Source organism: Lysinibacillus sp. UBA6686 (assembly GCF_002455205.1).
GTDB classification, from domain to species: Bacteria; Bacillota; Bacilli; order Bacillales_A; family Planococcaceae; genus Lysinibacillus; species Lysinibacillus pakistanensis.
On the sequence record NZ_DKJS01000068.1, the window covers coordinates 1 to 26,242 of the forward strand.

Here is a 26,242-nt window from a genome sequence, read left to right on the forward strand (position 1 = left end):
TTTGACTAAATATTCACAAAGGGTCCCTTGACCATTTAGTTTTTCAACACTAAGAAAATCGTATTTTTCTATTAGGGAAAATACGATTTTTTAACATTCCTCAGTAGTATGGATGATTCATATTTTTTATACTGTCCGTGTTCTATAAATCGCTAAATTTCGCTAATTTTTTTACACTTAAAAGGATTTGGCAGGCGAAAACCAGAATATATTGCAAAGAAGGGGGTTGGCATGTGAGAAAGTTTACATGGAAAAAGTGGCTGCTGGCTACTATCGTTTTTTTAGCAGTAGTTGCGATTGCGCTATTTATCGGCTTTACGTGGTTCATGAATAAATCAAAGCCAGTAATTGATGGGGAGCTTGCTGTAAATGTGTTGGAGCAGGATGTAAGTGTCACAAGGGATGACAAGGGGGTCCCTCATATATTCGCTCAGACAGATGCAGATTTGTATCGTGCACAGGGCTATGTACAGGCACAAGATAGACTGTTTCAAATGGATTTAGCCCGTAGACAGGCAAGTGGTCGCTTGTCAGAGATAATTGGAGAGGCAACCATTAATTCAGATAAGCATTTTCGAACGTTTAGTTTACGAGATGCAGCTGAAAAATCATTATCTGCCTACGATCCAGAAAGCAAGCAGGTACTTGAATGGTTTGCAGAGGGTGTAAATGCTTTTATTGCAGAGGCAAAAGAAAAAAATACGTTAAGCTATGAATTTGCATTATTAGGCTATGAACCAGAGGATTGGTCTGTGGAAGACTCTCTAACAATTGGAAAATATATGGCTTATGATTTAGGCGGAAATTGGAACGCACTTGCATTCCGTCATTGGGCTTTACAAAACTTCGGTGAAGACAAAGCGAAAGAATTATTTATGAAATATCCTGAAAATGCGTCATCTATTATTGAAGCCAATAAGGAAAATCCAGTTGCAGTAGCAGGGCAATTTCAAGCTGATTTATTGCCAAACGAATTTAATGGTAGTAATAACTGGGTAGTATCAGGTGAAAAAACAGCATCAGGCACACCCATTTTAGCAGATGATCCACATCTAGGATTAAGCACACCGTCAATTTGGTATCAAATGCACTTAAATTCACCTGAACAAAACGTTAGTGGCGTAATTTTTGCAGGTATTCCTGGCATTATTTTAGGACACAACGATGACATTGCTTGGGGAGTTACCAATGTTGGACCTGATGTACAGGATTTATATATTGAAATACCAAATCCAGATAATCCAACTCAATATCGCTATGATGGCAAATGGGAGCAAGCAGAGGTACGTGATGAATCAATCAAGGTAAAGGATGGAGATACAGTAGATTTTGAAGTAGTTGTTACAAGACATGGTCCGATTATGACTAATTTAGCATTTAAGGATACGGAGCCGACAGCACAATTTGCTATGCAGTGGACGGCACTTCAGCCAACTGCAGAGTTAAGTGCGATTTTGGGTTTCAATAAGGCGAAATCGTGGAATGAATTTGAAAAAGCGTTAGAGGATTTCAAAGCGCCCGCTCAAAATTTTGTATTTGCTTCAAAGGATGGAACGATTGCATATAAAGCCAATGGTCAAATACCAATTCGAAAGCAGGGTGATGGACAGCTGCCAGTTCCAGGGGATTCTAGTGACTACGGCTGGAAGGGCTTTATCCCATGGGATGAGCTACCGACTATAATCAACCCAAAGGAAGGCTTTATCGCAACAGCAAATAATGAAGTTATTGGAGAGGAATATCCTTATCATATTACGAACTTTTGGGCGCAACCTTATCGTTTTGAGCGAATTAAGGAAGTGTTAGCTGCAAACGATTCCATAACAGTGGAAGATATGATGCGACTACAAATGGATCAGCAGAATCTATATGCACGCGAGTTTTTACCAAATTTATTAGCATCAATTAAATCAAAAGATCACGATGGAAAGTACGCAGATAGTATTAAATTATTAGAAGAATGGGATATGATAGATGCCAAAGAATCAGGTGCTCCACTAGTCTTCCATACATTGATGATAAAGCTTCAGGAAGTATTATTTAAAGATCAGATGCCGGAAGATATGTATAAATTAATGTCTGGGAAGTTTAATATTACTGATCAGCTTTTACGTTCAGCATATGCAGGAGATAAGAGCATTTGGATGGAAGAGCAAGGTGGTGTGGATACAACTGTTTATAAGGCATTCGAACTTACCGTAGCACAATTAGAAGACCAATTTGGTCAAAATGTATCGAAGTGGCAATGGGGCGACTTCCATCAGCTTACTTTTGATCATACATTAGGCAGTGCTTCACCAATTCTTGCGGCATATTTTAATGCTAAAAAGGTTCCTATTGGTGGCTCCAAGGTTACTGTTCAAGCTGCCGATAATGATGCAGCAGGAAATGTAGATCATGGTGCATCATGGCGTTTTGTTGTAGATGCGGGGGATTTAAGCTCAGCCTATCATATCGTTGGCCCAGGACAAAGTGGGCATGTAAAATCAAATTGGTATCAAGACCAAGTAATGGATTGGGCAAATGGAGTTTATCATCAAACCTTTGTGAGAAAAGATGATATTAAGGGAAAAACATTACTATTAAAAGCAAAATAAACAAAAATCAGCGTACAAGAATGTACGCTGATTTTTATTTATTTCGTAAGTGTGTGATTGAAATTTTTTTATGGAAATAATGATATAAATCCTATACATTCAAATAATCGTTTGAATAAGATGGAATATTATGTTATAGTGAGAACAATCAAACCAATATTTGAATGAGGTGAGGAAATGCCGAAAGAAGTATGTGAAGTAACACTGGTTCATGAGGAAGCGGTCATAAAGGTGCAAAATCAAATGCCTGATTTATCAGGAGTAGCAAAGTTTTTGAAAGCATTATCCGATGAAACAAGATTAAAAATTGCTTTTGCCTTAACGGTAGAGGATGAATTATGTGTGTGTGATGTTGCTTCAATTATTGGTTCATCTGTAGCGACTGCATCCCATCATTTACGATATTTAAAAGAAAATAATTTAGCGAGATCGTATCGTAAAGGGAAGCAAATGTACTACTCTTTAGCGGATGAGCATGTGTATCAAATTGTAACGATTGCCTATGAACATGCGAAAGAGGGGAAAGCTAATGACAGCAACGACACCATCTAAACAAGAATATAGACTACAAAACTTGTCATGTGCTAGCTGTGCAGCGAAATTTGAAAAAAACGTAAAAGCTATTCCAAAAGTACAAGATGCACAGGTTAACTTTGGTGCTTCTAAAATAACAGTTATTGGAGATATTAGCGTTGATCAAATTGAGGAGGCGGGTGCCTTTGATGGCATAAAAGTGTCACAATCTCCAACTAGGTCTCTGGAAAAATCAATACCCTTTTATCGAAAAACGGAAAATATTTTAGCTGGCATATCATTATTATTTGTAGTGCTTGGTTATATTTTTGGAGCATGGCGTGGTGAAACAGAACCACTACCGATTGGAATGTTTATTATTGCGATTCTAGTTGGAGGTATGGGGATTTTTAAAACAGGCTTCCGCAATTTAGTCCGATTTGAATTTGATATGAAAACACTTATGACTATTGCGGTTATAGGTGCAGCCATTATTGGTGAATGGGAAGAAGCGGCTGTTGTTGTCTTTTTATTTGCAGTAAGTGAAGCATTAGAAGCTTATTCAATGGATAAAGCACGTCAATCCATTCGACAGCTAATGGATATAGCTCCGCCAACAGCAACGATAAAGCGAGCACATGGTGAACATTTCCACGAAATGGAGTTACCAACTGAGCAAATTGAAATTGGAGATATTTTAATTGTTAAGCCAGGTCAAAAGATTGCGATGGATGGCATCGTTATAAACGGGTTATCTGCTGTAAATCAAGCAGCAATAACTGGCGAATCGATTCCAGTTAATAAAACAATTGATGATGAAGTATTTGCGGGGACATTGAATGAGGAGGGAGCACTAGAGATACGTGTAACGAAGCGAGTGGAGGATACAACCATTGCCAAAATCATTCATCTCGTTGAAGAGGCACAAGCAGAAAAGGCACCCTCACAGCAGTTCGTTGATCGATTTGCCAAATATTATACGCCAGCGATAATGATAGTTGCATTACTTGTAGCAGTTATCCCACCTCTTTTTGTGGGGGATTGGCAGCATTGGATTTATCAAGGATTAGCAGTTCTGGTTGTTGGTTGTCCATGTGCACTTGTTGTTTCAACACCAGTAGCAATCGTTACGGCCATTGGAAATGCTGCTCGACAAGGCGTTCTTATTAAGGGTGGTATACATCTAGAGCAGTTAGGTCATATTGAAGCGGTAGCTTTTGATAAAACAGGTACCCTTACAAAAGGTCAACCTGCTGTAACAGATATCTATACAGCAGAGGAACTTTCTCAGGATTACATTTTACAGCTAGTAGCAGCTGTTGAAAAACAATCACAGCATCCATTAGCAAAAGCAATTTTAAAGAAATTACATGATGAAAAATTAACTGAACTGAACCCTACTGATTTCCAATCTGTCACAGGTAAGGGTGCTTATGCAACGGTTGATAAGCAGATTATCTATGTTGGTAGCTTAAAATGGATTGCAACACTAGCAGCAGTTGATGAAAAAATAACGGAACAGGTTAAGAAACTACAAAAACAGGGTAAAACAGTAGTAGCGGCTGTTAGTAATGATCGATTTATTGGCATGATTGGAATCGCTGATCAATTACGACAAGAAAGTAAAGATGTGCTGAGTAAATTAAGTGCTCTAAAAGTGAAGCATACAGTAATGCTAACAGGTGATGCAGAGCCTACAGCTCAAGCGATTGCAACCTCTTTAAATATGACAGATGTGCGCGCAAGCTTATTACCTGCTGATAAGTTGATGGCTATTAAAGACCTACGAACGGAATTTGGTCCAGTAGCAATGGTAGGTGATGGGGTTAATGATGCCCCTGCCCTAGCCTCTGCTAATGTCGGTATTGCGATGGGTGGTGCTGGCACAGATGCAGCTCTAGAAACTGCAGATATAGCGTTAATGGGTGATGACCTAACGAAGCTTCCTTATACAATTGGTTTAAGCAGAAAAACATTACGCATTATTAAAGAGAACATTATATTTGCCCTAGCCTTAAAATTAATAGCATTGTTACTCGTCATTCCTGGATGGTTAACCTTGTGGATTGCCATTTTCGCAGATATGGGTGCAACATTATTAGTTGTTTTTAATTCATTACGATTAATTAAAACAAAAAAGTAGTAAATAGGATTTAAAATGTTGAGGTTGTATAGGAATTTTATCTTACCGAGGAACTAGTAATTTTGTTGATATAGATGCTACTAGGGATTCTTGAAAAAGCCCGCCGTTAACGCTATTATAATTTCAGGAACAATGTAACAATTAAACATAAATGAGGCGAAAGTTTGAATATGTCAGATCCTATTTTAGTAAATGTTACAGAGGAAATTGTGCGTGGTTTAGTTAGCTTTCTATTACGAGGACCAGAATATCAAACATTTTGTAAATGTGAAATGTGTGAACTTGACACAGTAGCACTAACATTAAATGCATTGCCTAGTAAGTATGTTACATCTATGGAAGCCCGAGATGAAGCATTTAGAGTCATGAATACACCTGAAAATATCGAGCGTATTAACAGAGAAATTATTCATGCATTACATGTGGTCAATAAGCATCCTCGACATAAAGAAGAGCCCACTTCTATCTGAAGTAGGCTCTTTTTATGCTAGATATAGGAGGATGAAATATCAGTGGACGAGTAAGTTACGCCTTCTCCGGAGATACAATTTGTATTATACATGTAACGATTTTCTGGCATATGTATTTTCAGTTAACTTTTAAGCCAAGCTTGTAGTAAACTAGAGAGTAAGAATAGGAAAGAGAGGGAATAAGATATGCCAACACCTAGTATGGAGGACCATATCGAACAAATATATCTATTAATCGCTCATAAAGGATATGCTCGAGTGTCTGACATTGCTGAAGCATTATCTGTTCTTCCTTCTTCTGTTACAAAAATGGTTCAAAAATTAGATAAAGATGGTTATTTAGTTTACGAAAAATACCGTGGTCTCACATTGACAGCCAAAGGAGAAAAGCTTGGAAAACGTCTTGTACAGCGCCATGAGCTTCTAGAGCAATTTTTGCGAATCATTGGTGTAGATGAAGAGCGTATTTATGATGATGTAGAGGGAATCGAGCATCATTTAAGTTGGAACTCAATTGACCGCATTGCAGATCTTGTGCAAGTAATGGAAGAAAACCCAGACATTGCGAAAAAATTAGAGGCATCTAGAACACACAATTTATAAAATTTTTTGCGAAAATGATGGTGTGGAGGAAAGGAAGACAATATGAACGAATTAAAATCAGGTGAAGTTGTTACGTTAACAATATTAGAACAACAAGCATCGAGATGGATTTTAACAAATGGAGTTAAAGAACTGCCTTTAAATGCTTCAGAGGTAACAGAGCCACTTGCTGTAGGTGATCGCCTTGAAGTATTTTTATTTGTAGATCGCCGTGGAGAATTGGCTGCTACAACAGCCATCCCGTCTTTTGTACAGGGCGAGTATGGTTGGGCTCGTGTCCTGAAAGTGGTAGAGCGTGAGGGTGCTTATGTAGATATCGGTACTTCACGTGAAGTGCTAGTAAAGGCTGAGGACTTACCTGCATTAAAAGAGCTTTGGCCAATACCAGGAGATCATTTATTTATGACATTACGTACCGATCGCAATGGTGAGTTATTTGGACGCTTAGCAACAGAGGAAAAGGTTTCTGAGCTATATGAAGGTGCATTTGAAGAGATGCATAATAAAAATGTAACAGCACGCCCTTATCGATTGCTGCCAGTTGGTTCGTTTTTACTAGGTGTAGACATTCCTTACCGTATTTTTGTCCACGAATCAGAACGTAATACAGAGCCACGACTTGGACAAGATATAGTTGTACGAATTATTGATGTAAAAGATGATGGTTCCCTGAACGGCTCTCTATTACCACGTAAACATGAACGTATTTCTGATGATGCACAACGAATTCTAAATTATCTACAAGAGGTTGGGGGTAGAATGCCATTTGGCGATAAATCCTCCCCAGAAGAAATTCAGGAAATGTTTAATATGAGTAAAGGTGCTTTTAAACGTGCAATAGGGACTTTAATGAAAGCTGGCAGGGTAAAACAGGAAGATGGCTGGACAGAAGAAATATAATGTTTTGTTCCTAATGTAAGGTGTGGTAGATAATTTCCATACGAAGTAAAGAAATGGACGAGAGATACGATTGAAACCTTCTCGTCTTTTTTTCGTACTAATTATTGTATAATGACATACATTATACAGGCCAAATGAGTTTTCGAGCGAAAGGGGTCGCACAATTTGAAAAAAGCATGGATGAAAATACTAGCCGCAACGATGTTAGTATTTGCTGTGATGGCACCAACAACAGGCTTTGCAGCCGACAATACGCCTCCAAAAGCAATTGATGAAAAACTAGGCGTTCCAATTGTTGTATACGGTGCAAACTTATCTGAAGATGAAAAAGAGTCCGTTAAAAAATCTTTAAAAGTGAAGGAAGAGCCTGAAATTGAAGAAATTACTGTATCAGGTGAAGATTTAGTTAAATACATTAAAGATAGTAATTCAAGTTCCCGTATGTATTCCTCTGCAAAAATTACACGTAAAAATGCAGGAGAAGGCTTGGTCATTGAGATTGTTACGCCATCCAATATTACACAGGTGACATCAGAAATGTATGCGAATGCAATGCTAACAGCGGGTATTGAAGATGCAACTGTACAGGTGGCTGCACCAAAAGCAGTAACTGGACATTCAGCGCTTGTAGGAATTTATAAAGCTTATGAAGTAACAACAGGTGAAACACTTGACATTGATCGTACAGATGTAGCGAATGAGGAACTCTCAGTGGCTACTACTCTTGCAAAGTCAGCAGGGGTTGATGATGCTAAGGTTGCGAAGCTCCTGACAGAAATTAAAAAGGACATTGCAGAGTTAAAGCCAGCGACTCGAGAAGATGTTGAAAAAATTGTAAAAGAGCAGTTAAACAAACTTGATATTAATTTAAGTGAAAAAGATCAACAATTACTTGTTGATCTAATGGACAAAATTAGTAAATTAGATATTGATTTTAGTAAATGGTCTGAACAACTAGATGATATTAGTAATACCATTAAGGAGAAATTCGGGTCACTTATGGAAGATGAAGGCTTCTGGACAAGTGTAAAAAATTTCTTTGCAAATTTAAAAGATACGATTTCATCATGGTTTAATTAAATGATTCTGCAAAATTTCTTCAACATTGAAATCACCGAAATTCCTTATCAGCTATCTTTGAAAAAATAGAAACAGCTATGCTACTATTGAAGAAAAGGAGTGGTGAGAAATGGAATTTCAATTGCAGCAATTGGCAGGAAATCAGTTTGCTTACATCTATGAGCAAGAAGGTGAGAAGTTAGCGGAAATTACATGGCAGCAAAATGGGCAAGTAATGGTCATGGATCACACTTATGTATCAGATAAATTACGCGGTCAGGGTGTAGCTAAAGAATTGTTAGATCAAGCCGCAGCGTATGCTCGGGAGCATGATTATAAAATGGACGCTGTGTGCTCTTATGTAGTAGCGGCCTTTGAAAAATCAAACGCTTATGATGATGTAAAACAATGAAAAATAAGGCAATCCGCTTGGAAGATAAGCGGATTGCCTTTTCACTTTTTTCAAGCTGCTTCTTACAATTGAATAACACTGTAGATTAATGCTGTTAAGAAGCCTGCTCCACCTATTAATGAAGCCATATCTATCCAATCGTATATTAAGTCTAAATTTTTCATATCATCACTCTCCTAATAAATAGTATTAATTCATTAATTCCCTTCGCTTGTTTTTTATAATCATAAATAGTTACAAAATTATTTTTCGTGTTAGAAAATATTTACGTTTTATCTTGATTCAGCAAATTTTACTGTGCGAAAGCGCAGCGACAAGAATACTTTCACCTCTATAGGAGTCGGATGAATGCGTTTTTTTCCTATTCAGTGGACGTACAAATGCCCATGAAATAGAGGAACTCAGGCTACGCTAGGGTGTTATTGATACAAAAACAACTGGTAGGAGAATAATATATATTTGAAGTTATGACATATAATAAAGTAAGCAATTGAAGTAGTGAAAAGACTAAGCAAAGAGTACAGTTATCTCTCACTAATATATATGCGAATGCGGTAAAAAAAATTTATGTTTAGTCGTCTTGAAATAGGGAAAAGATAAACTACAGAGCTAGTTTTTATAATTTTAGGAGGGATTTTTAATGGCAAAACGAAAAGGAAAAGGTGTTGTAATTGCAGGATTAGCGGGATTAGCAGCATCTTATTTAAGTAAAAAAGAAAACCGTGAAAAAGCATTAAATATGTTTAATAATGTAAGGTCGAAATTTGAATCGTATTTAAATACTTCAAATATTGATATGGATAACAGAGTTGCAGAGCGAGTAACTACTGAGGTAGCTACAGAGGCTGGGACTTCGCCAACGAAAATCGCTTCAAATGAAATGGTTGCTGAGGGCGGCGGTCATACAGGAGTGCATTTTTATAATGAACAAATTCAGGAGCAAGAGAAATAAATCTAAAACCTTCTCATTAAGCATGAGAAGGTCTTTTGTACGGTATAAGAATCATACTAGCAAATACTAATAAGACTATTCCTGTAAAGATAAAGCCACTGACAATGCCTAATGATAGCCAACCAAGCAATGATGAGCCAAGGACAACACCTAGTGAGAAAAAGGCATAGAAGTAACCATATGCTTTACCACGAATATCAGCAGTTGTAGAGTCAATTAAAAGAGAATTAATGGACGGGAATAAAAAGCCAAATCCAATGCCATAGCAGGCCATAGCTAAATAAAGCCATGTACTTGAATCAGCCTGGCTTATCAGTAATTGGCTTACGCCCATTAAGCCTATACCTAATGATAATGTCTTTATAGGGGCAACCTTATCAAAAATTCGGTTAGTGGGTAAAATAAACACAAGAACAGAAATAATTCCAAATGCACTCATCAATGTTCCACTTAAACGTGAATCAAAGCCTAAAGATTGCACTTTTAGGGGAAGTAGATAGGCAATAACACCCTGAGAGAACATTAAAAAAAATGCACCCGCAAATGCTTTCAATGTGCCTGAATTATTGAAAAATACACTTATTGGTATATGTGTACTAGGTGTAGATTTCTCCTTTTTAATTTGAGTGGACTTTAATATAAAGAACGTAAGAATACCTAATAAAAGCATACAGCTGGCTGTAATATTAAAGACGAACGGTACACTAGTACGACTTGCTAAAATACCACTGAATGCAGGACCGATGATGGCAGCAATGCCGACAAATGCACCAGAAATAGCACTGCCTCTTCCTCTTTTTTCCTGTTTTGTTGCGTTAGCTAAAAATGTGAAGGCAGCAGGGACAATAAAACCTGCTACTAATCCATGAACAAAACGAACAATTAGTAAAGTAGTAGGATCCTCGACTAAATTATAGAGAGAAAGAGATAGACCAATTGTCAAAAGACCCAGAACTAAAATTACAAAAGGTCCCTTACGATCTGTTAAAAAGCCAGAAATAATATTACCAAATGTATTGGATAGAGAATACATACCTACTGCTAGACCGGTTAAAAAGGCAGATGCCCCTAATGATTCTGCATATGTACTCATAACAGGAAGCTGGGTAAAAAGATCAAAAAATGAAAAGAAAATAATGACATAAATAAATTTTTTCATAGCTCCTCCGATGATCTATTATGTATTTACAAAATAACTAGATTTTATTATATCATTTTCGACAAAAAAGAACGTCTAATAAGTTTTTTACAACTTATTAGACGTTCGCGGAATCGCAGTTATTAAGCTTGAGCGACTTCTTTTTTCATTGTTTTGTTTTTAGCAAGATTTACATGCCAAGAAAGTGCTTCCTCTAAAATATGAGGCGTTTGATGGTTACCAGTTGCTTCTACAGCACGGTTATAGTAATCCCATAATTGCTCTTTGTAATCAGGGTGCGCACAGTTTTCAATAATTAAAGGTACACGTTCTTTTGGTGCAAGACCACGTAAGTCAGCAATACCTTGCTCAGTCACAATTACATCAACATCGTGCTCAGTATGGTCTACATGAGAAACCATTGGTACGATTGATGAGATTGCTCCGCCTTTCGCATAGGATTTTGTTACGAAAATACCTAAACGAGCGTTACGAGCAAAGTCACCTGAACCACCGATACCGTTCATCATACGAGTACCTGATACATGTGTTGAGTTTACGTTACCATAGATATCTAACTCAAGAGCAGTGTTGATTGAGATTAGACCCAAGCGACGGATAAGCTCTGGATGGTTAGAAATTTCTTGTGGACGTAAGCAAATTTTATCAGCATATTTCTCTAAATTACCATATACTTTTTTCTGTAATTCTTCAGTAAGAGTAATTGATGTTGCCGCTGCAAATTTAACTTTACCAGCATCGATTAAGTTAAATACAGCATCTTGAAGTACTTCAGATGCTACAACTAAATCTTCGAATTCTGAATCAGCAAAGCCATCTAATACAGCATTCGCTACGGAGCCTACTCCAGATTGTAATGGCATTAATTGGTTTGTTAGACGACCAGCTTTAATTTCATCACGGAAGAAGTCCAATAGAATGTTTGCCATTGTTTGTGTTTCTTCATCTGGCGGAACGATTAATGAAGGAGCATCAGGCTCTTCTGAAATAACGATTGCTTTAATTTTAGCTGGATCAACTTTAATACCAATATCACCAATACGTTGCATTGCATCAGTCATTGGGATTGCTTCACGTTTACCTTGCTCTGCTGGTACATAAATATCATGGATACCGATTAAAGCTTCAGGGTGTGAAATATTTAATTCAATAATAATGTTTTCTGCGTATTCCGCAAAGATCGGAGAGTTACCCACTGAGTTTGTTGGGATGATGAATCCATCTTCTGTAATAGCAACTGCTTCAAGAATTAAATATTTAATTGGTCCAATAATTCCTTGGCGAACTAATTCAGCGTTATGGGAAAGGTGAGCATCTACATATTGGATATCTCCAGAGTTAATTAAATTACGAATACCAGCGTCCCCTTGGAATGGTCCACGTTTACGGATAACACCAGCTTCAGCTAAGTATTTATCTACCTCTGGTCCTAATGATGCTCCTGTATAAACATCGATTTTGAAATTTTCGTTTTTAGCGCGCTCTACTAATGCCATAGGAACAACTTTTGCGTCCCCAGCACGAGTGAATCCACTCATACCAACTACATCACCGTCAGAGATAAGTGCTGCAGCTTCATCAGCAGTAACAATTTTACTTTCTAGTTCTTTTAAACCTAGGCGTTTTTGAACATTTGCATCCATTAAAAAAATCCTCCCCTAAAAAGTTTTGATGGAAACCGATTACAAAACTAGAAAAAACGTGCAAGAATTTTCTGTTTATTTAGTTGTAGTATAACTCCAACCATTTGAATAATACTATCACCAATTTGTCACAAAAACTTTAAGATAAGCATTAAATTGAGAAAAAATAGGAAAATCGAGCATAAATGTGAATTTTCGACAGAGAAAACGTTTTAATGTAGAGCTATACAATTTTTAGAGAAAACCTCATTCTAAAAATATAAAAATGAAATAAAAAGTACAGCGGGCGAATAAATTAAATGCTCGCTGTACTTTTTAATTAGAAACCTAAAGAACGACGGAAGTAACTTGCATAGCGCTGACTTACAGGAATACGAGTACCATCTTTCATGATTAATAAAAACGTTGAGTGTGAATCTGGTTGAATTTCATCGATGTAGTCAATATTAACAATATAAGAGCGGTGACAACGAATGAATGAGTCAGGTGCTAAAAATAACTCTAAATCACTTAGGTTTAAGCGGTGGTAGCCTTCACGACTCATTGTTTTAACAAATGTTTTTCGGAGCTGTGTTTCAAGATAAATAACTTGATCATGTTTAATCGGGTACCAACAATCATCTATCTTGATTGTGATGTAGTTCGTTAAAAATGCTGATGGTTTTTGTGGGAAGATCGCAGTAATAGCCCCCTTCGTTTCGCCTTCCTCCATAAGAGGAATACTCATGCCGTAGTAGGCTACGCCAAATACATCCGGCTCAATATAAGAGCTAATTTTTTGCCCATAGCTTAATGCTTTGTGGGCTGCTGAGCCTTCTTTAATTGGATCACCCGGCTTGATTTTTAAATCAACTTTCTTGCTTGGCTGGTAATACAAGTATTCGTTCGTGTCGGAAATTGCGATTGAAGTATTTTCGGGAAAGAACTCCTTAATAATCTCCATAATCTCTTCTATTTGTTTTGGATCCACTATTAACACCTCGTCTAAACTTTTAAAAATAGTATTATCATCTATTTTACTACATATTCGTATAAATTATATAGAGAAGATTTCGGAATAAAAAAGAGATATGTTGATTGTTGAAAAAAAAACGTGCAAAGTACCTAGCATAATTTGTCACAAAATTAAATTAATTACTAATTTTTTTTAATATGTATATGGTAAAATTTAATTGTGCGAAATAAGTTTACGAGGTTTCTACTGTGCATATATGATAAATTAGAACTAGAGTGCAGCGTAAAATGTGGTTGAAAGGAAATCGCAGAATATGGTAAAATTCACTGTATAGTCTATTTTTTTAAAAACTGGTGTTTTAGTTGGGTTATTTTTAAGTTGTATTCAATATATATTTGTGAAATAGGACTCAATTCATACAATAAATAAAGAGATACTATTTTCTTATTTAAAATATGTAATTTGATGTCTAATTTTGTAAAAGTAATTCGTGCAATCTGAGGAAAGATGGGGAAGATTATGCAACTACATCAACATTCTATGTCAGAAACGATATCAAAAAGATACTTCCAGGAAATCGATAATATTAATCAATACATCGGTGTAGAAGAATTTTTTAATATTGAGTCGAAATTAATATTTGAAATTTACCATTTAGAATCTGCAAAGGCTAAGAAATCTTTGCATGAGTTAATTGATATTCTTTCAATACGTTTTGGCAAGCAAGTGATTAAAATGGTTCGAAGTTATTTTTCTGTGCTGTCGTCAATTGTTGCACGTAAATTGCTAGACAATCAAGTTCCTTCGAAAAAAGCCTTTGCCTTTAACATTGCTTGTAATGATATGATTGAAAATCAGATGAAAGACGCTGAATTTTTACAATTCGCTGATGATTTAATTGATTTCTTTGTCTATTTTATCGCAGATCGCAAGCAACCGACTTTCCGTCATCAGACAGTTAACAAAGTGATTATGTATATAAATGATGAATTAGAAAATGACCTAACAGTTGAAAGCATCGCAAATAACTTCCATATTAGTACTAGTCACTTATCACGCATTTTTAGAGAACATGTCGGTATTACGCTGGTTGAATATTTAAATGTTCGTCGCGTAGAAGAATCGCAATATTATCTACGACATACAAATAAAAGTATCACTTCTATTTCAGATCAATTTCATTTCTGTAATCAAAGCTACTTTACCCGTATTTTCAAAAAATACACTGGGGTTACTCCCAAGCACTTCCGTGATGAGCTACATCATGAGTTTTATCGTTTTGAAATGGCAGAGACTGAGCTTCAGAATGTTTAATGACTTTAATAAATAAGGTATGAATGAATAGGATGCGGACGTGTTAGCGATGCTAAAGCTCGCATCTTTTTTATGCTCTGGCAATAATGAGGTAATTAGGAGCACCTTGCTATTTGATAAAGATAGACTCAATAATGTATACTTCACTTTAGTTGATAAATAATAGTAGGTGGAAAAATGAAAAATTTGAAGCTATTTTCAATGCTTGGACTTGTCGTTTTTGTTCTTAGTGGCTGTCAAGCTGTGCAAAACAAAGAAGGTTTTTTCTATAGTATTTTTGTGAAGCCTATGGAATTTTTATTGGAGTTTTTCGGAAATACTATTTTTTCAGGTAGCTATGGTCTGGCGATTATTGCTATTACAGTGCTGATTCGTTTAGTTTTAATGCCGATTATGTTAAAAAATTATCGTCAGCAGCAATTAATGAAAACGAAAATGGACGCGTTTAAACCTGAAATGGAAGCTGTTCAGAAGAAAATGAAGGAAGCAAAGACAAAAGAAGAGCAAATGCAGCACCAGCAAGAAATGATGGCATTATATCAAAAGCATGGCATCAATCCACTAAATATGGGATGTTTACCAATGTTAATTCAAATGCCAATTATCATGGGTCTTTATTTCTCAATTTTATACTCAGCTGATGTGAAATCACATGAATTTTTATGGTTTAGCTTAGGATCGCCTGATATTGTAATGACGATTATTGCGGGTATTGTGTATTTAGTTCAAGCTCGTGTGTCATTATGGACAGTACCAGAGCAACAAAAAGCACAAATGAAAATGTTTATTTATATTTCACCGATTATGATTGTCTTTATCTCGATGTCGTCAATGGCAGCATTACCACTGTATTGGTCTGTCAGCGGTGCTTTACTGATTATTCAAACCTACATCGGTCGAAAGTATTATTCGGAACATCCGGAAAAAGCAAGTTCATAAATTATTCAATGTCGAGGCGCCTTAGTAGCCTCGATTTTTTTAGGAGGACAACAGGATGAACATTAAATGGCTATCATCTATTTTAGTGGCACTTTTTAGTATTGCAGCTATAGTATTTATCATTATGGGGAATTTTAATTTTGCAGTATTGGCAATGACGATTATGTTTGCTTTATCTAATGGTTTCAGAGCTAAAAGCTTTAAAGAACAGGGCTATATGAAAGAAGCGAAATGGATGAAGTATATGGCTATTTTTTTCTCTATTGCTTCTATAATTGTCATAATTATCATTCTCACTGACAAATAAACTAAATTAATAATCTATAGTGCACGCTAAATTGTGAACAGTGCTAAAATGAGATTATACCAATAAAGTCGGATACAGTTAATTCAAATGTACCTGCAAGAATTAAAATATTCAGTACTAGCGTAAAGGAATTCCCGAATATCAATTTCTATAGAGCTTCTGTATCTGCTGCTACGCTTACGCGCAAAAAACACATGCTGCTATGCTTTCAATACAAACAACATTTGCTGAATGAAGATAAATGGGATATTTTAACCACATAGTACTTGAAAAATTATAAAAGGGGTAAAAATAGTGAAAAAAAGTCGTCTATTACTCATTATTGGTGCTATCATTTCAGTAGCACTAATTGTTTCTATTTTCGTAGTTTATAACTATAAAAATAAGCAAGTAAGTAATGAGCCAGAGAAGCAGTCATTAACAACCGAACCAAAAAAAAATGATTCAGTTGCAACGGAAGAGCCAAAAAAAACAACAGATAAGCCTTCGGAACCAGAGCAACAACCCGATGAAAATGGATATTTACCAAATCAAACATTACCCACTGAACCTACGTATATTAATGGTATTTTACTAGCAAATAAAATATATCCACTCCCGTCTACCTTTGCGCCAGGAGAAAATAAGGAAGCACGTCAAGCATTAGATAAAATGCTAGCTACTGCTAAAAAACAGGGTTTTGATTTTGTGGCATTTAGTGGCTATCGTTCCTTTGACTATCAAACAACATTATATAACAATTATGTGAATCGTGATGGACAGGCAGCAGCAGACCGGTATAGTGCTCGGCCAGGTTACTCAGAGCATCAAACAGGTTTAGCCTTTGATATTGGAGAACGTGGCAAAGAGAATCTATGGCTAACTGAGGAGTTTGGAGAAACACCAGCAGGGCAATGGTTATTGACAAATGCCCAAGATTACGGATTTATATTACGATTCCCAAAAAACAAGGAAGATATTACTGGGTATATGTATGAGTCATGGCATTATCGCTATGTGGGTGTTGATATTGCAAAAGAAATTAAGAAAAAAGATATAACTTTAGAAGAATATTTAGGTGTAAAATAAAGAAGGGTAGCTACCCCATAGTTATGGGGCTAGCTGCTCTTCTTTTTTGTTTTACAATATAGGTGTTAGTAGGCGAGAAATGGATTCTTTAAATTTTATTAAATTGGAACGGTTCTGATACATTTCCCATGTTAATTCGGTACAATCAAAAATATCCTTTTCAAATAGCTCAGCTAGCTGGTGTGAAATGGTTGGGTCATAAATGAATGCATTCACTTCAAAATTCAAACTGAAACTTCGGACATCAATATTGGCAGTTCCAACAGTAGAGGCTTCATCGTCAATAATAATGGCTTTCGCATGAATAAAGCCTTTTTCATAAATATATACTTTTGCTCCTGCACGCAATAATTGTCCAACATATGAATAAGTAGCCCAATAAACAAACATATGATCAGGCTTATTCGGAATCATAATACGTACGTCAATACCTGATAATGTAGCAATTTTAATAGCATCTAAAAAGCTAACATCAGGAATAAAATATGGTGTTTGAATATAAATGTATTTTTGGGCCATGTTAATAAGCTTTAAATAACCAATTTTAATCTGTTCCCAGTCAGAATCTGGTCCACTTGAAACGATTTGTAGACCTACATTGCCCTTTTTTGGGATAGCCGGAAAGTATCTATCTGAATACCCCATTTTTTGCTGTGCACATGCCTGATTCCAGTCTAATAAAAACCGTGTTTGTAGTGGATGTACAGCACTACCCTCAATACGTAAATGTGTATCTCTCCAATAGCCAAACTTCTTTTGTAGGCCTAGGTACTCATCACCTACATTAAAGCCACCAATAAAACCAATACGTCCATCAATAACAACGATTTTTCGGTGATTTCTAAAGTTTAAACGAGGGTTTAGAAGGGGGAAGATGGATGGGAAAAATACTTCTACCTCGCCACCTGCATTAAGTAATTCCTTGAAATGGCGCCTTTTAACATTTCGTGAGCCCATTTCATCATATAAAAGACGAACCTTTACACCTTGTTTTGCTTTTTTAATCAGCTTATCGACAATACGTGTACCTAAGTCATCTAAACGAAAAATATAATATTGGATATGGATATGATCCTTTGCTGCTTCAATATCTTTTAGTAGCTGTTCAAATTTATCTGCACCATCGTCAAAAATTTTAATGGAGTTGTCCTGCGTTAGCACTGCATTATTTGTTTTCAGATGCATATAAATCATTTCTTTATAATTTTCCGCATTCTCGATACGAAACTCGAATGTATCATCTCGAATCGCATCCATTTGATAGCTGATAAGATTATCGATCCCTATATCCTTCCGTCCTTCCCAACGGAATAAATGCTTTTTTCTTAGCTGTCGGCCAAGAAGTAAGTATAGAATAAAACCAGCTAATGGAAGGAAGAATAGTACGAGAATCCATGCCCATGTAGAAGTAGCATCTTTACGTTCTAAAAAAATAATTGTCAATGCTGCTAAAATATTTACAAACATAATTAAAGGTACTAGATATTCCACATCTGTAAAAATGCTCATTCCTGCACCTGCCTTTACTATATTTCACAATATATCCTAGTATAGCTTACTTCATTGGTGGAAAGAAGAGAAGAAATTTATCTGTAGGCACAAAAAAGGATTACTCCGGAATATGGAACGAAGTAATCCTAAAAATGATTAGTAATGCTCCCATTGAAATAAAATATCAGAAAAATCCTTTTGAAGTAGCTTTTCACGATTGATAAAAAATTTCCCTACACCACTATCTGCCCACATAATACCGAGTTCATCGTTTGAGTCAATTTGAAGTAACAAGACATCATAGCGTTGAAGGAGCTTTGATTCATGACGGATATCATCCTCTAAAAAATAACCATAGCCACCAATTTTAGCACCGGCTCCTAAAAAATGTTGCAGATAAATTTCCTGTAAATCAATATCTACCTGTGAAGGTATTAAATTAGGCAAATAACGTATAGCGCGATAATCTAAAGCAGATACAGGTTCCTGTGATGGTCTGAATTGTAATGCTAATTCTTGACGAATAGGGAACCAATCTTTTGAATATGTTATAAATTCTTGTTCAGGCATTCCCACTTCAGAATTTACAGTAGGGTAAAATCTAATTTTATAAAACTGCTGAAAAATGTCTTCGTGGTAATGAGCTGCATTCACAAAAATATTCGACGAAATATAAAACTGAAGAATACCTTGAGTTGGAAAATCCCTTAGTGGTGGCATTTCAGCAAAGTTGATTTGCGCTAATAGCCGCATTGGCTCACCTGTAATGTCTTTAGGATATGTCTGATAATACGGTAAATACGGTACACCAGCAAATTTACTTTCTGTTAAGGTCGTTGAATGCTTATAAGGTGTAATAATCATGGATGAAAGCAGTGTATTTTCAATTTCGAAACGAAGCAATTCTAGCTCTTTTGGAAGTAAAAGATTTGTGGTTTTATTCATCATGCAGAGCCCTCCGTTATTCCTCTTAAGCAGTAAATTATTTCTTATCAGTTCTTTATATTAGAGATTCTATGAACTTATAGCTTTAGTAAAGTATCATCTGAACAGTGTTATGGTTTATTTGAATTTTCTATGCCTTTAGGTATTATTTATGTTTCGTATTATGTTACGGCTTTTTTTGAACATTTTATTCAAGCCGTAAAGATTTATTTGAAGCTTTATAGATAAATATGATACTTATTGAAATTACAGCTATTGCTGCTGAAGTATAATAACCAAGGCTGGATTGCACTGTGAATAGCCAAGTGAAGAATAATGGACCTAGAATGCGTCCTAGATTATCCATGGAATAGGAAAGACCTGCAGCAGTTCCGTATTGGCCTCCTGATTCTTTCGATGACAGTGATACAACACACGTTCTTGCAAGTGCGTTGCCTGCAGTAAAGACACAAAGGGCAAGACCAGCCATAAATAAGTTAGCTGTTAAAGTGAATAACAGCATACCGATAGCAGTTATGATTTGGGCACCTATTATCCAGGCTGTCTCACTCCCATTTTTAATTCTTCTTACAACCCCACCTTGAATAGCTGCATCTACAAAACCGCTAAACATAAATAAATAACCAATTTGTAATGGGGTAATTTGAATGCGATCGATTTGAAACAGCTGGAATGTAGCCTCTACTCCAGCCAGCATAAAAGTAACTAAAAAAGAGAACATAAACAAATAACGCACTCGATATTGCAGCATTTTACCAGCGCCTTTTGGCACAATGGCGCGTTTATTTGTATCTTTTCGTTTTTCAGGTTCTTTTAAGACGAAGCTTGCATAAATAAATAATAGTGCAATTAATAGTGCTGAACTAGTAAAGGGTAATTGTAAACTATAGTGGCCTAGCATACCACCGATTGCTGGACCAAAAATAAAACCAAGCCCGATGGACATGCCCATTAGACCCATATATTTATTGCGGTCTTCCTCACTTGACATATCACCAACGAAGCCTGTTACTGCTGTATATAATGCGCCTGAGAATAAACCACCCACAACACGCGAAACGTATAAAATTACTAGATTATCTATAAATAAAGAGAAAATTACAAAGCTTAAACTAAAACCAACTAGACCCATTAAAATAAGCTGTTTACGTCCTACCTTATCAGAGAGCACGCCCCAAAGTGGTGCAGTGAAGAAACTTGCAAGGGAGTAAACTGTTAGTAAGCCGCCTACATGTAATTCGTCCCAATTATGCTGAACAATAACCTCTGGTAAGACAGGTATTATAATCCCAAATCCTAAATACACGAAGAATTGAACAGACATTAATAATAAAATTGCTTTTTTCATACAGTCCCTGCTTTCATACGATATTTCAGTATATATATTCTACCTCTCTTGAACTTGTTATTACAAGAAAACGGAAGGTAGAACATTGGAAGAAATCAGTAAAAGTTGTTTTCTCTCTGAACATGTCTAAGTTTTTATATCCATTGTCATATAGAATAGGAATTTAAATTTAGGGTATACTACTATAGGGTATATAAATCAAGTTTTATTTTTTTGATTTGGTGGTAATAGTGTAGGGAAGAAAAAATTTACATTGTAACATAAATGAAAAATTTTAAAGATAAGTTAAGTGGTATGATAAGAAGTGATATACTCGTCGGACATCATACACGTAGAAAGAAAAATGAAACTTTTTTGGAAATAAAACGTTATATTAATTCGAGGAAAGATTGAGGTGGAATGTATGAAAAAAGAAGTAGATTTGAAAAAGATTGTTTCGAATTTATCTAAGTTGGGTGTAACAGCCACTGTAACAAAGTCTCGACTTGAACTTTTAAAAGTGCTCACACCACCAACGCAAACACCGCAAGTTCAAGCTTAACTCGTACAAATGAAAATGGGTAGTCTCTCTGTAACGGAGACTACCCATTTTCATTATCTAAATAAGTTTGATCTCAATCATCTTCATCATGAGTAGTAAACATGTAGGTACGATAGTGGAAGCGCATGCTAAAGACCAGACCGATAGCGAGGGCGTTCCCCATTAATGAACTACCGCCATAACTAATAAAAGGTAGAGGAATACCTGTTATCGGTAATAACTGAATCGTCATACCAATGTTTTCAAATACGTGGAACGTAATCATGGCAATAATTCCAGCACATACATAGGTTGAAAACGGATCTTTTAATAATAACGTCGTTTTTGTTAAATGATAAATTAATAAGAAGAAAATACAGATAACAATACTAGCACCAACAAAACCCCATTCTTCGCCAATAACAGTGAATATGAAATCGGTATGGTTTTCGGCAACGTAAACTTCTCGTCCTCTGAAACCTTTACCAAAAATTTCACCAGAGCCAATGGCGTTGAGGGAAGTAATTAAATGATAACCTTCACTTGAAGAATACGAATAGGGATCTAACCACGAATAAATTCGGGCAAACTGATACGTCTTAAAGCCGAATGTTTTCTCTAAAAAATCCTGCATATAGAGCGCCATCCATAAAAGGGTACCACCAGCGATAGCTCCACCAAAAAGGGTTGGTAAAATTATTTTCCAGGATATACCTGCTACAATAATGATCGCAGCTGTAATGGCAAAAAATACAAGGGCTGAACCAAGGTCAGGCTGTTGCATAATCAGTGCTAACGGAACTATCAATGTAGCAGCAATTTTTGCTAATAATATAAAATCTGTTTTTAATGACCGTAATGAATAAAATTCATGATGCTTACTAATAAGACGGGCAAGTGCTAAAATGTAAAAAGTTTTCATAAATTCAGAGGGCTGCATATTTCCCATTGGAGTATGATACCAGCTTTTTGCACCGTTTACAGGTTCACCTATTTGTCCTTTGCCTTCAGGCATGAAAATAAGAAGTACTAACAGAGCGATACCTGCACCATACATATACCATGACATTTTTTTATATTGATCAGGCTCAAAAAACATAACTATACCAATTATTATTGCACCAATTACGTACCATTGTAGCTGTTTAGGAATATAGTTGATGCCGTACTGCCCGGATGTTTGTGCCGATGCAATGGCTAGCAAACTAATGACCAGGAAGGTAAAAAGTATAAAAGCAAGCGTCCAATCAAAACGATTCGCGAAATTTCGTTTATTTTCCATACAAGCCACCTATTAAAATAGTATCTCTTTATGAGTAAATCTGGTTTTATCCTATTTACTAAATAAGAGTAGTTGAACATCCATGCAATAGCATGTTTAACATTCACATTATAACGCAAAAAACACTTTTACGCCTGTGAATATTGTTAAGACGATATATAACATAAAATGTTTCAAAAAATTCAAGATTAGTCTTATAATGTAGTGAAGAATGGGGTGATGATTGTGGCTAAAAAATTGAAGTCAGCCGAGGATTTTATGTTCCATATTTATGTTCATATGAATGATGTCGATAAATTTGTCATTTTTAGCGGTCTGAAATTCTCGCAATTTGTGGCTGCTCTTGAACCACTGCATCACTTACTGTTATTAAAACATTCCTATGAAGACGGTTCTTTTAATATGCATACACAGTTTGATTATATACTCGACGGAGAAGTATCCCAGTTTGTAAAAAAAGCTGCGGAGTCTAAGGAATTATGCTGGGTAGATTTCATGGATGAAAAGAGGCTAGATCAATTAACGCCGATGGAGCAAGGGGAATTGTTGTATATAAGTCATAAAAAGGAACCCATTACTTCGCCTTTTTTTAATAAATTACAAAATAGATTTGTTTACTACTCTTCTGACCTAGAAAAAATGACTAAAATTTATTTTCGTCATTTAAGTGATTGGGACTTACTGATGGCTAATGTATTTAACAGTTTAATTCGAGAAAAAGAACGAAGCTCAGGCTTTTGGCGAAGGAAAGTGAAATCAAGTATTCCTTCTATTTCTCCTGAATTTTTACGTGCCTATCGGTCTTTTGCTAAAGATGGAGCACTATTGTCACTGTATAGAATTGAAAAACCAAAATTAGCCTATGGTATTGAAATTCGAAACCTATCGGAATATTCATTCCCAGATGAAGTGTGGGATGATTTAACCACAATTTTGAAAAATGAGCACGATGAATTGATTTATATTATTTAGCGATTCTTTCTACACGTAGAATGAATATAAACTTAAATCTCACCGTCAAAAATACGGTGAGATTTTTATGTCATTTGTCAAGACGTTTCATGATAAACTAATAGTACTCAAGAAGTATGTGGAGGGCACAAAAATGAAAAAAAGAATCGGTTTATTATACGGCGGAAAGTCAGCAGAGCATGAGGTGTCATTGTCGACGGCTCGTGCAGTCACTGGAGCTTTGAATTTCGAGGAGTATGAAGTATATCCGATTTTCATTACACCTGAGGGAGAATGGCGTCGAGGTGAACGTCTAGAAAAACCCGCAAGTACAATTAAAGAGCTACAATTTGGTGACGAAGCCACGATTCTAGAAAATAATATTACAGATTTCCTAATTGATAAAAACGGGGAAGCTACACAGTTTGATGTTATTTTCCCGCTGTTACATGGTACAAATGGGGAGGATGGAACTGTCCAGGGGTTACTTGAAGTTTTGAATTTACCGTATGTTGGTAATGGCGTGCTAGCATCATCAGCAGGCATGGATAAAGTAATCATGAAGCAATTATTTGAAATTGCTGGCTTACCCCAAGTGCCGTATACGTACTTCATTCGTAGCGAATGGGTGAACGAAAAGCATACGATTTTAGCTCGCTGTGAAGAACAATTGAATTGGCCAATGTTTGTAAAACCTGCAAACCTAGGATCAAGTGTTGGGATTAACAAAGCAACTAATCGTGAAGAACTGGTAACTGCAATTGACATAGCCCTGCAATATGATCGTAAAATTGTCGTTGAACAAGGCGTTGCAGCCCGGGAAATTGAACTAGCAGTGCTTGGAAATGACTTCCCAGAAGTTTCTGTACCTGGAGAAATTAAACCTATGACTGATTTTTATGATTACGATTCAAAATATAAAGATGGCTCAACAGCTCTTATTATTCCAGCGGAGCTACCTGCTGAAACAGTAACAAGCTTACAGGAGCTAGCAAAGCGTGCATTTAAAGCAATAGATGGAAGCGGGTTAGTTCGTGCGGATTTCTTTGTGACAGCTGAGAACAATATTTATATGAATGAAGTAAATACAATGCCTGGTTTTACGCCTGTGAGTATGTATCCGCTACTTTGGCAACATACAAATGTAAGCTATCCAGTGCTTATTGATCGTCTCATTACACTAGCAATCGAACGTTATGAAGAAAAACAACAGCTTCACTATAAAAAAGACTGAGTGGGATTATTGTGAAAAAAACATTAAAACAATTAGCTGCATGGTTAAATGATGAGGTGCCAGCTTTTGGTGATACAGAAGTAACAGGTATTTCAATTGATACAAGAACGATTCAGCAGGGAGATTTATTCGTGCCATTTCGAGGTGAACAGACAAATGGTCATAAATTTGTTATGCAGGCCTTTGAAAAGGGAGCTGGTGCCTCCCTTTGGCAGAAAGATGAACCAAATCCACCTCAAGATGTACCATTACTTTTTGTAGATGACTCAGAACTAGCCTTACAGCAAATGGCACATGCTTATAGAAGTGAGCATAAGGCGAAATTTATTGGGATTACTGGTTCGAATGGTAAAACGTCAACGAAAGATATTTTAGCAGGAGTGCTTACACCGTTTTTTAAAGTACAAAAAACAATTGGAAATTTTAATAATCAGCTTGGTCTCCCGATTACAATTTTACAGCTTGATGAAGATACAGATGTTGCTGTGCTAGAAATGGGAATGAGTGGCTTTGGAGAAATCGAATTTTTAACGAAACTTGCTCGTCCACATATGACAGTAATTACAAACATTGGAGAAGCTCATATGCAAGACTTGGGTTCACGCGCAGGAATTGCAAAAGCAAAATTTGAAATCGTTCAAGGGATGTCAGCAAATGGCGTGCTATTTTATGATGGAGATGAACCTTTGCTTAAAGAATTAGTTGAAAAAGAGCAAAATCTTCATGCGGTGGCATTTGGTTTAACGCCAGGGAACCTATTATATGCAGAAAATGTCGAAGCAACTACTAATGGCAGTAGCTTTACAGCACATGGTGTGATTGAAGGAAACTTCTTTATTTCAGTTCTTGGAAAGCATCAGGTGAAAAATACATTAGTAGCCATGTTAATTTCTCAAAAATTAGGTTTAAACGATGACCAAATTCGTGCATCCTTAAAACAAGTGACCCTCACAGATATGCGCATGCAGCAAGTGCAGGGAACAAATGGAGCATTATTTATAAATGATGCCTATAATGCTGCTCCAACATCTGTAAAGGCAGCTATCCAATTTATCGCATCTTCAACAATTCGTTCAGAAAAGTGGCTTGTGTTAGGTGATATGCTGGAACTTGGGCCAAATGAAAAGGTATTCCATGAGAATTTATCAGAGGATATTCAAGGTCAGGAAATTTCCTATGTTTGCTTGTTCGGTCCACGCATGGCTTATTTATATGATATTTTAAAAGAGCGTTTTGATGCGGAGCATTTATTATATGTTAAGGATGATTATGCCCCAATCATTGAAAAGCTACAGCAAGCTAACAAAGAGTCTATTGTTTTACTAAAGGGTTCTCGAGGGATGAAATTAGAAACAATATTAAAGGCTTTTACGTGATAAATGCTACAAGGAATCGGTGAGACAACATTCTCACCGATTTCTTTATAGAGGTGAAAGA

Annotated in this window: 24 protein-coding genes; 17 read left to right on the plus strand and 7 right to left on the minus strand. The window is 36.2% G+C overall.

Going from position 1 to position 26,242, the window contains the following annotated elements:
* Positions 1 to 233 precede the first annotated feature (233 nt).
* From B2R82_RS18180 to B2R82_RS18220, 9 genes are all read left to right on the plus strand, one after another.
* On the plus strand, positions 234 to 2,597 hold the full coding sequence (locus B2R82_RS18180) for a penicillin acylase family protein (protein ID WP_286926289.1): 2,364 nt from the start codon (positions 234 to 236) through the stop codon (positions 2,595 to 2,597).
* A 177-nt stretch (positions 2,598 to 2,774) separates the two neighbouring features.
* Positions 2,775 to 3,149, plus strand: coding sequence for an ArsR/SmtB family transcription factor (locus B2R82_RS18185; protein WP_286926290.1), 375 nt, complete (start codon positions 2,775 to 2,777; stop codon positions 3,147 to 3,149).
* Complete coding sequence (locus B2R82_RS18190; RefSeq protein WP_286926291.1) at positions 3,127 to 5,253, plus strand: heavy metal translocating P-type ATPase; 2,127 nt, start codon at positions 3,127 to 3,129, stop codon at positions 5,251 to 5,253. The genes B2R82_RS18185 and B2R82_RS18190 overlap by 23 nt, the downstream gene beginning before the upstream one ends.
* 170 nt (positions 5,254 to 5,423) lie before the next feature.
* Complete coding sequence (locus tag B2R82_RS18195; protein ID WP_376781256.1) at positions 5,424 to 5,723, plus strand: late competence development ComFB family protein; 300 nt, start codon at positions 5,424 to 5,426, stop codon at positions 5,721 to 5,723.
* Between the two features lie 186 nt (positions 5,724 to 5,909).
* Positions 5,910 to 6,326 carry a transcriptional regulator MntR gene (gene mntR / locus B2R82_RS18200; protein ID WP_283869818.1) on the plus strand — a complete coding sequence of 139 codons (417 nt, stop codon included), beginning with the start codon at positions 5,910 to 5,912 and terminating at the stop codon, positions 6,324 to 6,326.
* Between the two features lie 42 nt (positions 6,327 to 6,368).
* Positions 6,369 to 7,226 carry a CvfB family protein gene (locus tag B2R82_RS18205; RefSeq protein ID WP_283869817.1) on the plus strand — a complete coding sequence of 286 codons (858 nt, stop codon included), beginning with the start codon at positions 6,369 to 6,371 and terminating at the stop codon, positions 7,224 to 7,226.
* 165 nt (positions 7,227 to 7,391) lie between these two features.
* A complete protein-coding gene (locus tag B2R82_RS18210) occupies positions 7,392 to 8,306 on the plus strand; it encodes a DUF1002 domain-containing protein (protein ID WP_286926292.1) in 915 nt (304 codons plus the stop codon).
* Between the two features lie 109 nt (positions 8,307 to 8,415).
* Complete coding sequence (locus tag B2R82_RS18215) at positions 8,416 to 8,697, plus strand: GNAT family N-acetyltransferase (protein ID WP_054771020.1); 282 nt, start codon at positions 8,416 to 8,418, stop codon at positions 8,695 to 8,697.
* Between the two features lie 640 nt (positions 8,698 to 9,337).
* A complete protein-coding gene (locus B2R82_RS18220; protein ID WP_283869815.1) occupies positions 9,338 to 9,649 on the plus strand; it encodes a hypothetical protein in 312 nt (103 codons plus the stop codon).
* A gap of 16 nt (positions 9,650 to 9,665) precedes the next feature.
* On the opposite strand, the gene B2R82_RS18225 is transcribed toward B2R82_RS18220, so the two are convergent.
* The 3 genes from B2R82_RS18225 to B2R82_RS18235 all read right to left on the minus strand — a co-directional run bounded on the left by B2R82_RS18225 (position 9,666) and on the right by B2R82_RS18235 (position 13,421).
* Positions 9,666 to 10,808 (minus strand): MFS transporter, encoded by a 1,143-nt coding sequence (locus B2R82_RS18225; protein WP_286926293.1) that lies wholly within the window; start codon positions 10,806 to 10,808, stop codon positions 9,666 to 9,668.
* Between the two features lie 122 nt (positions 10,809 to 10,930).
* On the minus strand, positions 10,931 to 12,451 hold the full coding sequence (locus B2R82_RS18230) for a succinate CoA transferase (RefSeq protein WP_286926294.1): 1,521 nt from the start codon (positions 12,449 to 12,451) through the stop codon (positions 10,931 to 10,933).
* A 319-nt stretch (positions 12,452 to 12,770) separates the two neighbouring features.
* Positions 12,771 to 13,421 carry a LytTR family DNA-binding domain-containing protein gene (locus B2R82_RS18235; RefSeq protein WP_054609424.1) on the minus strand — a complete coding sequence of 217 codons (651 nt, stop codon included), beginning with the start codon at positions 13,419 to 13,421 and terminating at the stop codon, positions 12,771 to 12,773.
* Between the two features lie 504 nt (positions 13,422 to 13,925).
* Between B2R82_RS18235 and B2R82_RS18240 the strand changes: the two genes are divergently transcribed.
* From B2R82_RS18240 to B2R82_RS18255, 4 genes are all read left to right on the plus strand, one after another.
* Entirely contained in the window at positions 13,926 to 14,720 is a 795-nt protein-coding gene (locus tag B2R82_RS18240) for a helix-turn-helix transcriptional regulator (RefSeq protein WP_283869812.1), read from the plus strand.
* 177 nt (positions 14,721 to 14,897) lie between these two features.
* The gene (yidC, locus tag B2R82_RS18245) at positions 14,898 to 15,659 is read left to right on the plus strand and encodes a membrane protein insertase YidC (RefSeq protein WP_283869811.1); all 762 of its coding nucleotides are present in this window, start codon (positions 14,898 to 14,900) and stop codon (positions 15,657 to 15,659) included.
* Positions 15,660 to 15,714: 55 nt separating this feature from the next.
* A complete protein-coding gene (locus B2R82_RS18250; RefSeq protein WP_286926295.1) occupies positions 15,715 to 15,966 on the plus strand; it encodes a hypothetical protein in 252 nt (83 codons plus the stop codon).
* A gap of 294 nt (positions 15,967 to 16,260) precedes the next feature.
* A complete protein-coding gene (locus tag B2R82_RS18255; protein WP_286926296.1) occupies positions 16,261 to 17,034 on the plus strand; it encodes a M15 family metallopeptidase in 774 nt (257 codons plus the stop codon).
* Positions 17,035 to 17,085: 51 nt separating this feature from the next.
* Here the strand turns inward: B2R82_RS18255 and cls are convergent, their stop codons facing one another.
* The 3 genes from cls to B2R82_RS18270 form a co-directional block, all read right to left on the minus strand.
* Positions 17,086 to 18,543 carry a cardiolipin synthase gene (gene cls / locus B2R82_RS18260; protein WP_286926297.1) on the minus strand — a complete coding sequence of 486 codons (1,458 nt, stop codon included), beginning with the start codon at positions 18,541 to 18,543 and terminating at the stop codon, positions 17,086 to 17,088.
* A gap of 138 nt (positions 18,544 to 18,681) precedes the next feature.
* Entirely contained in the window at positions 18,682 to 19,473 is a 792-nt protein-coding gene (locus B2R82_RS18265; RefSeq protein WP_286926298.1) for a YwqG family protein, read from the minus strand.
* 184 nt (positions 19,474 to 19,657) lie between these two features.
* Positions 19,658 to 20,818 (minus strand): MFS transporter, encoded by a 1,161-nt coding sequence (locus B2R82_RS18270; RefSeq protein WP_286926299.1) that lies wholly within the window; start codon positions 20,816 to 20,818, stop codon positions 19,658 to 19,660.
* A 403-nt stretch (positions 20,819 to 21,221) separates the two neighbouring features.
* Between B2R82_RS18270 and B2R82_RS18275 the strand changes: the two genes are divergently transcribed.
* The gene (locus tag B2R82_RS18275) at positions 21,222 to 21,359 is read left to right on the plus strand and encodes an Lmo0850 family protein (RefSeq protein ID WP_166672133.1); all 138 of its coding nucleotides are present in this window, start codon (positions 21,222 to 21,224) and stop codon (positions 21,357 to 21,359) included.
* Between the two features lie 73 nt (positions 21,360 to 21,432).
* Here the strand turns inward: B2R82_RS18275 and B2R82_RS18280 are convergent, their stop codons facing one another.
* Positions 21,433 to 22,620: an FtsW/RodA/SpoVE family cell cycle protein gene (locus B2R82_RS18280; RefSeq protein WP_286926301.1), complete on the minus strand. Its 1,188-nt coding sequence runs from the start codon at positions 22,618 to 22,620 to the stop codon at positions 21,433 to 21,435.
* Positions 22,621 to 22,839: 219 nt separating this feature from the next.
* Between B2R82_RS18280 and B2R82_RS18285 the strand changes: the two genes are divergently transcribed.
* The 3 genes from B2R82_RS18285 to B2R82_RS18295 all read left to right on the plus strand — a co-directional run bounded on the left by B2R82_RS18285 (position 22,840) and on the right by B2R82_RS18295 (position 26,181).
* Positions 22,840 to 23,592 (plus strand): hypothetical protein, encoded by a 753-nt coding sequence (locus B2R82_RS18285; protein WP_286926302.1) that lies wholly within the window; start codon positions 22,840 to 22,842, stop codon positions 23,590 to 23,592.
* A 133-nt stretch (positions 23,593 to 23,725) separates the two neighbouring features.
* A complete protein-coding gene (locus B2R82_RS18290; RefSeq protein WP_286926303.1) occupies positions 23,726 to 24,805 on the plus strand; it encodes a D-alanine--D-alanine ligase in 1,080 nt (359 codons plus the stop codon).
* Between the two features lie 11 nt (positions 24,806 to 24,816).
* Positions 24,817 to 26,181, plus strand: a complete 1,365-nt coding sequence (locus B2R82_RS18295; RefSeq protein ID WP_286926304.1) for a UDP-N-acetylmuramoyl-tripeptide--D-alanyl-D-alanine ligase — start codon at positions 24,817 to 24,819, stop codon at positions 26,179 to 26,181.
* The last annotated feature ends 61 nt before the right edge of the window (positions 26,182 to 26,242 follow it).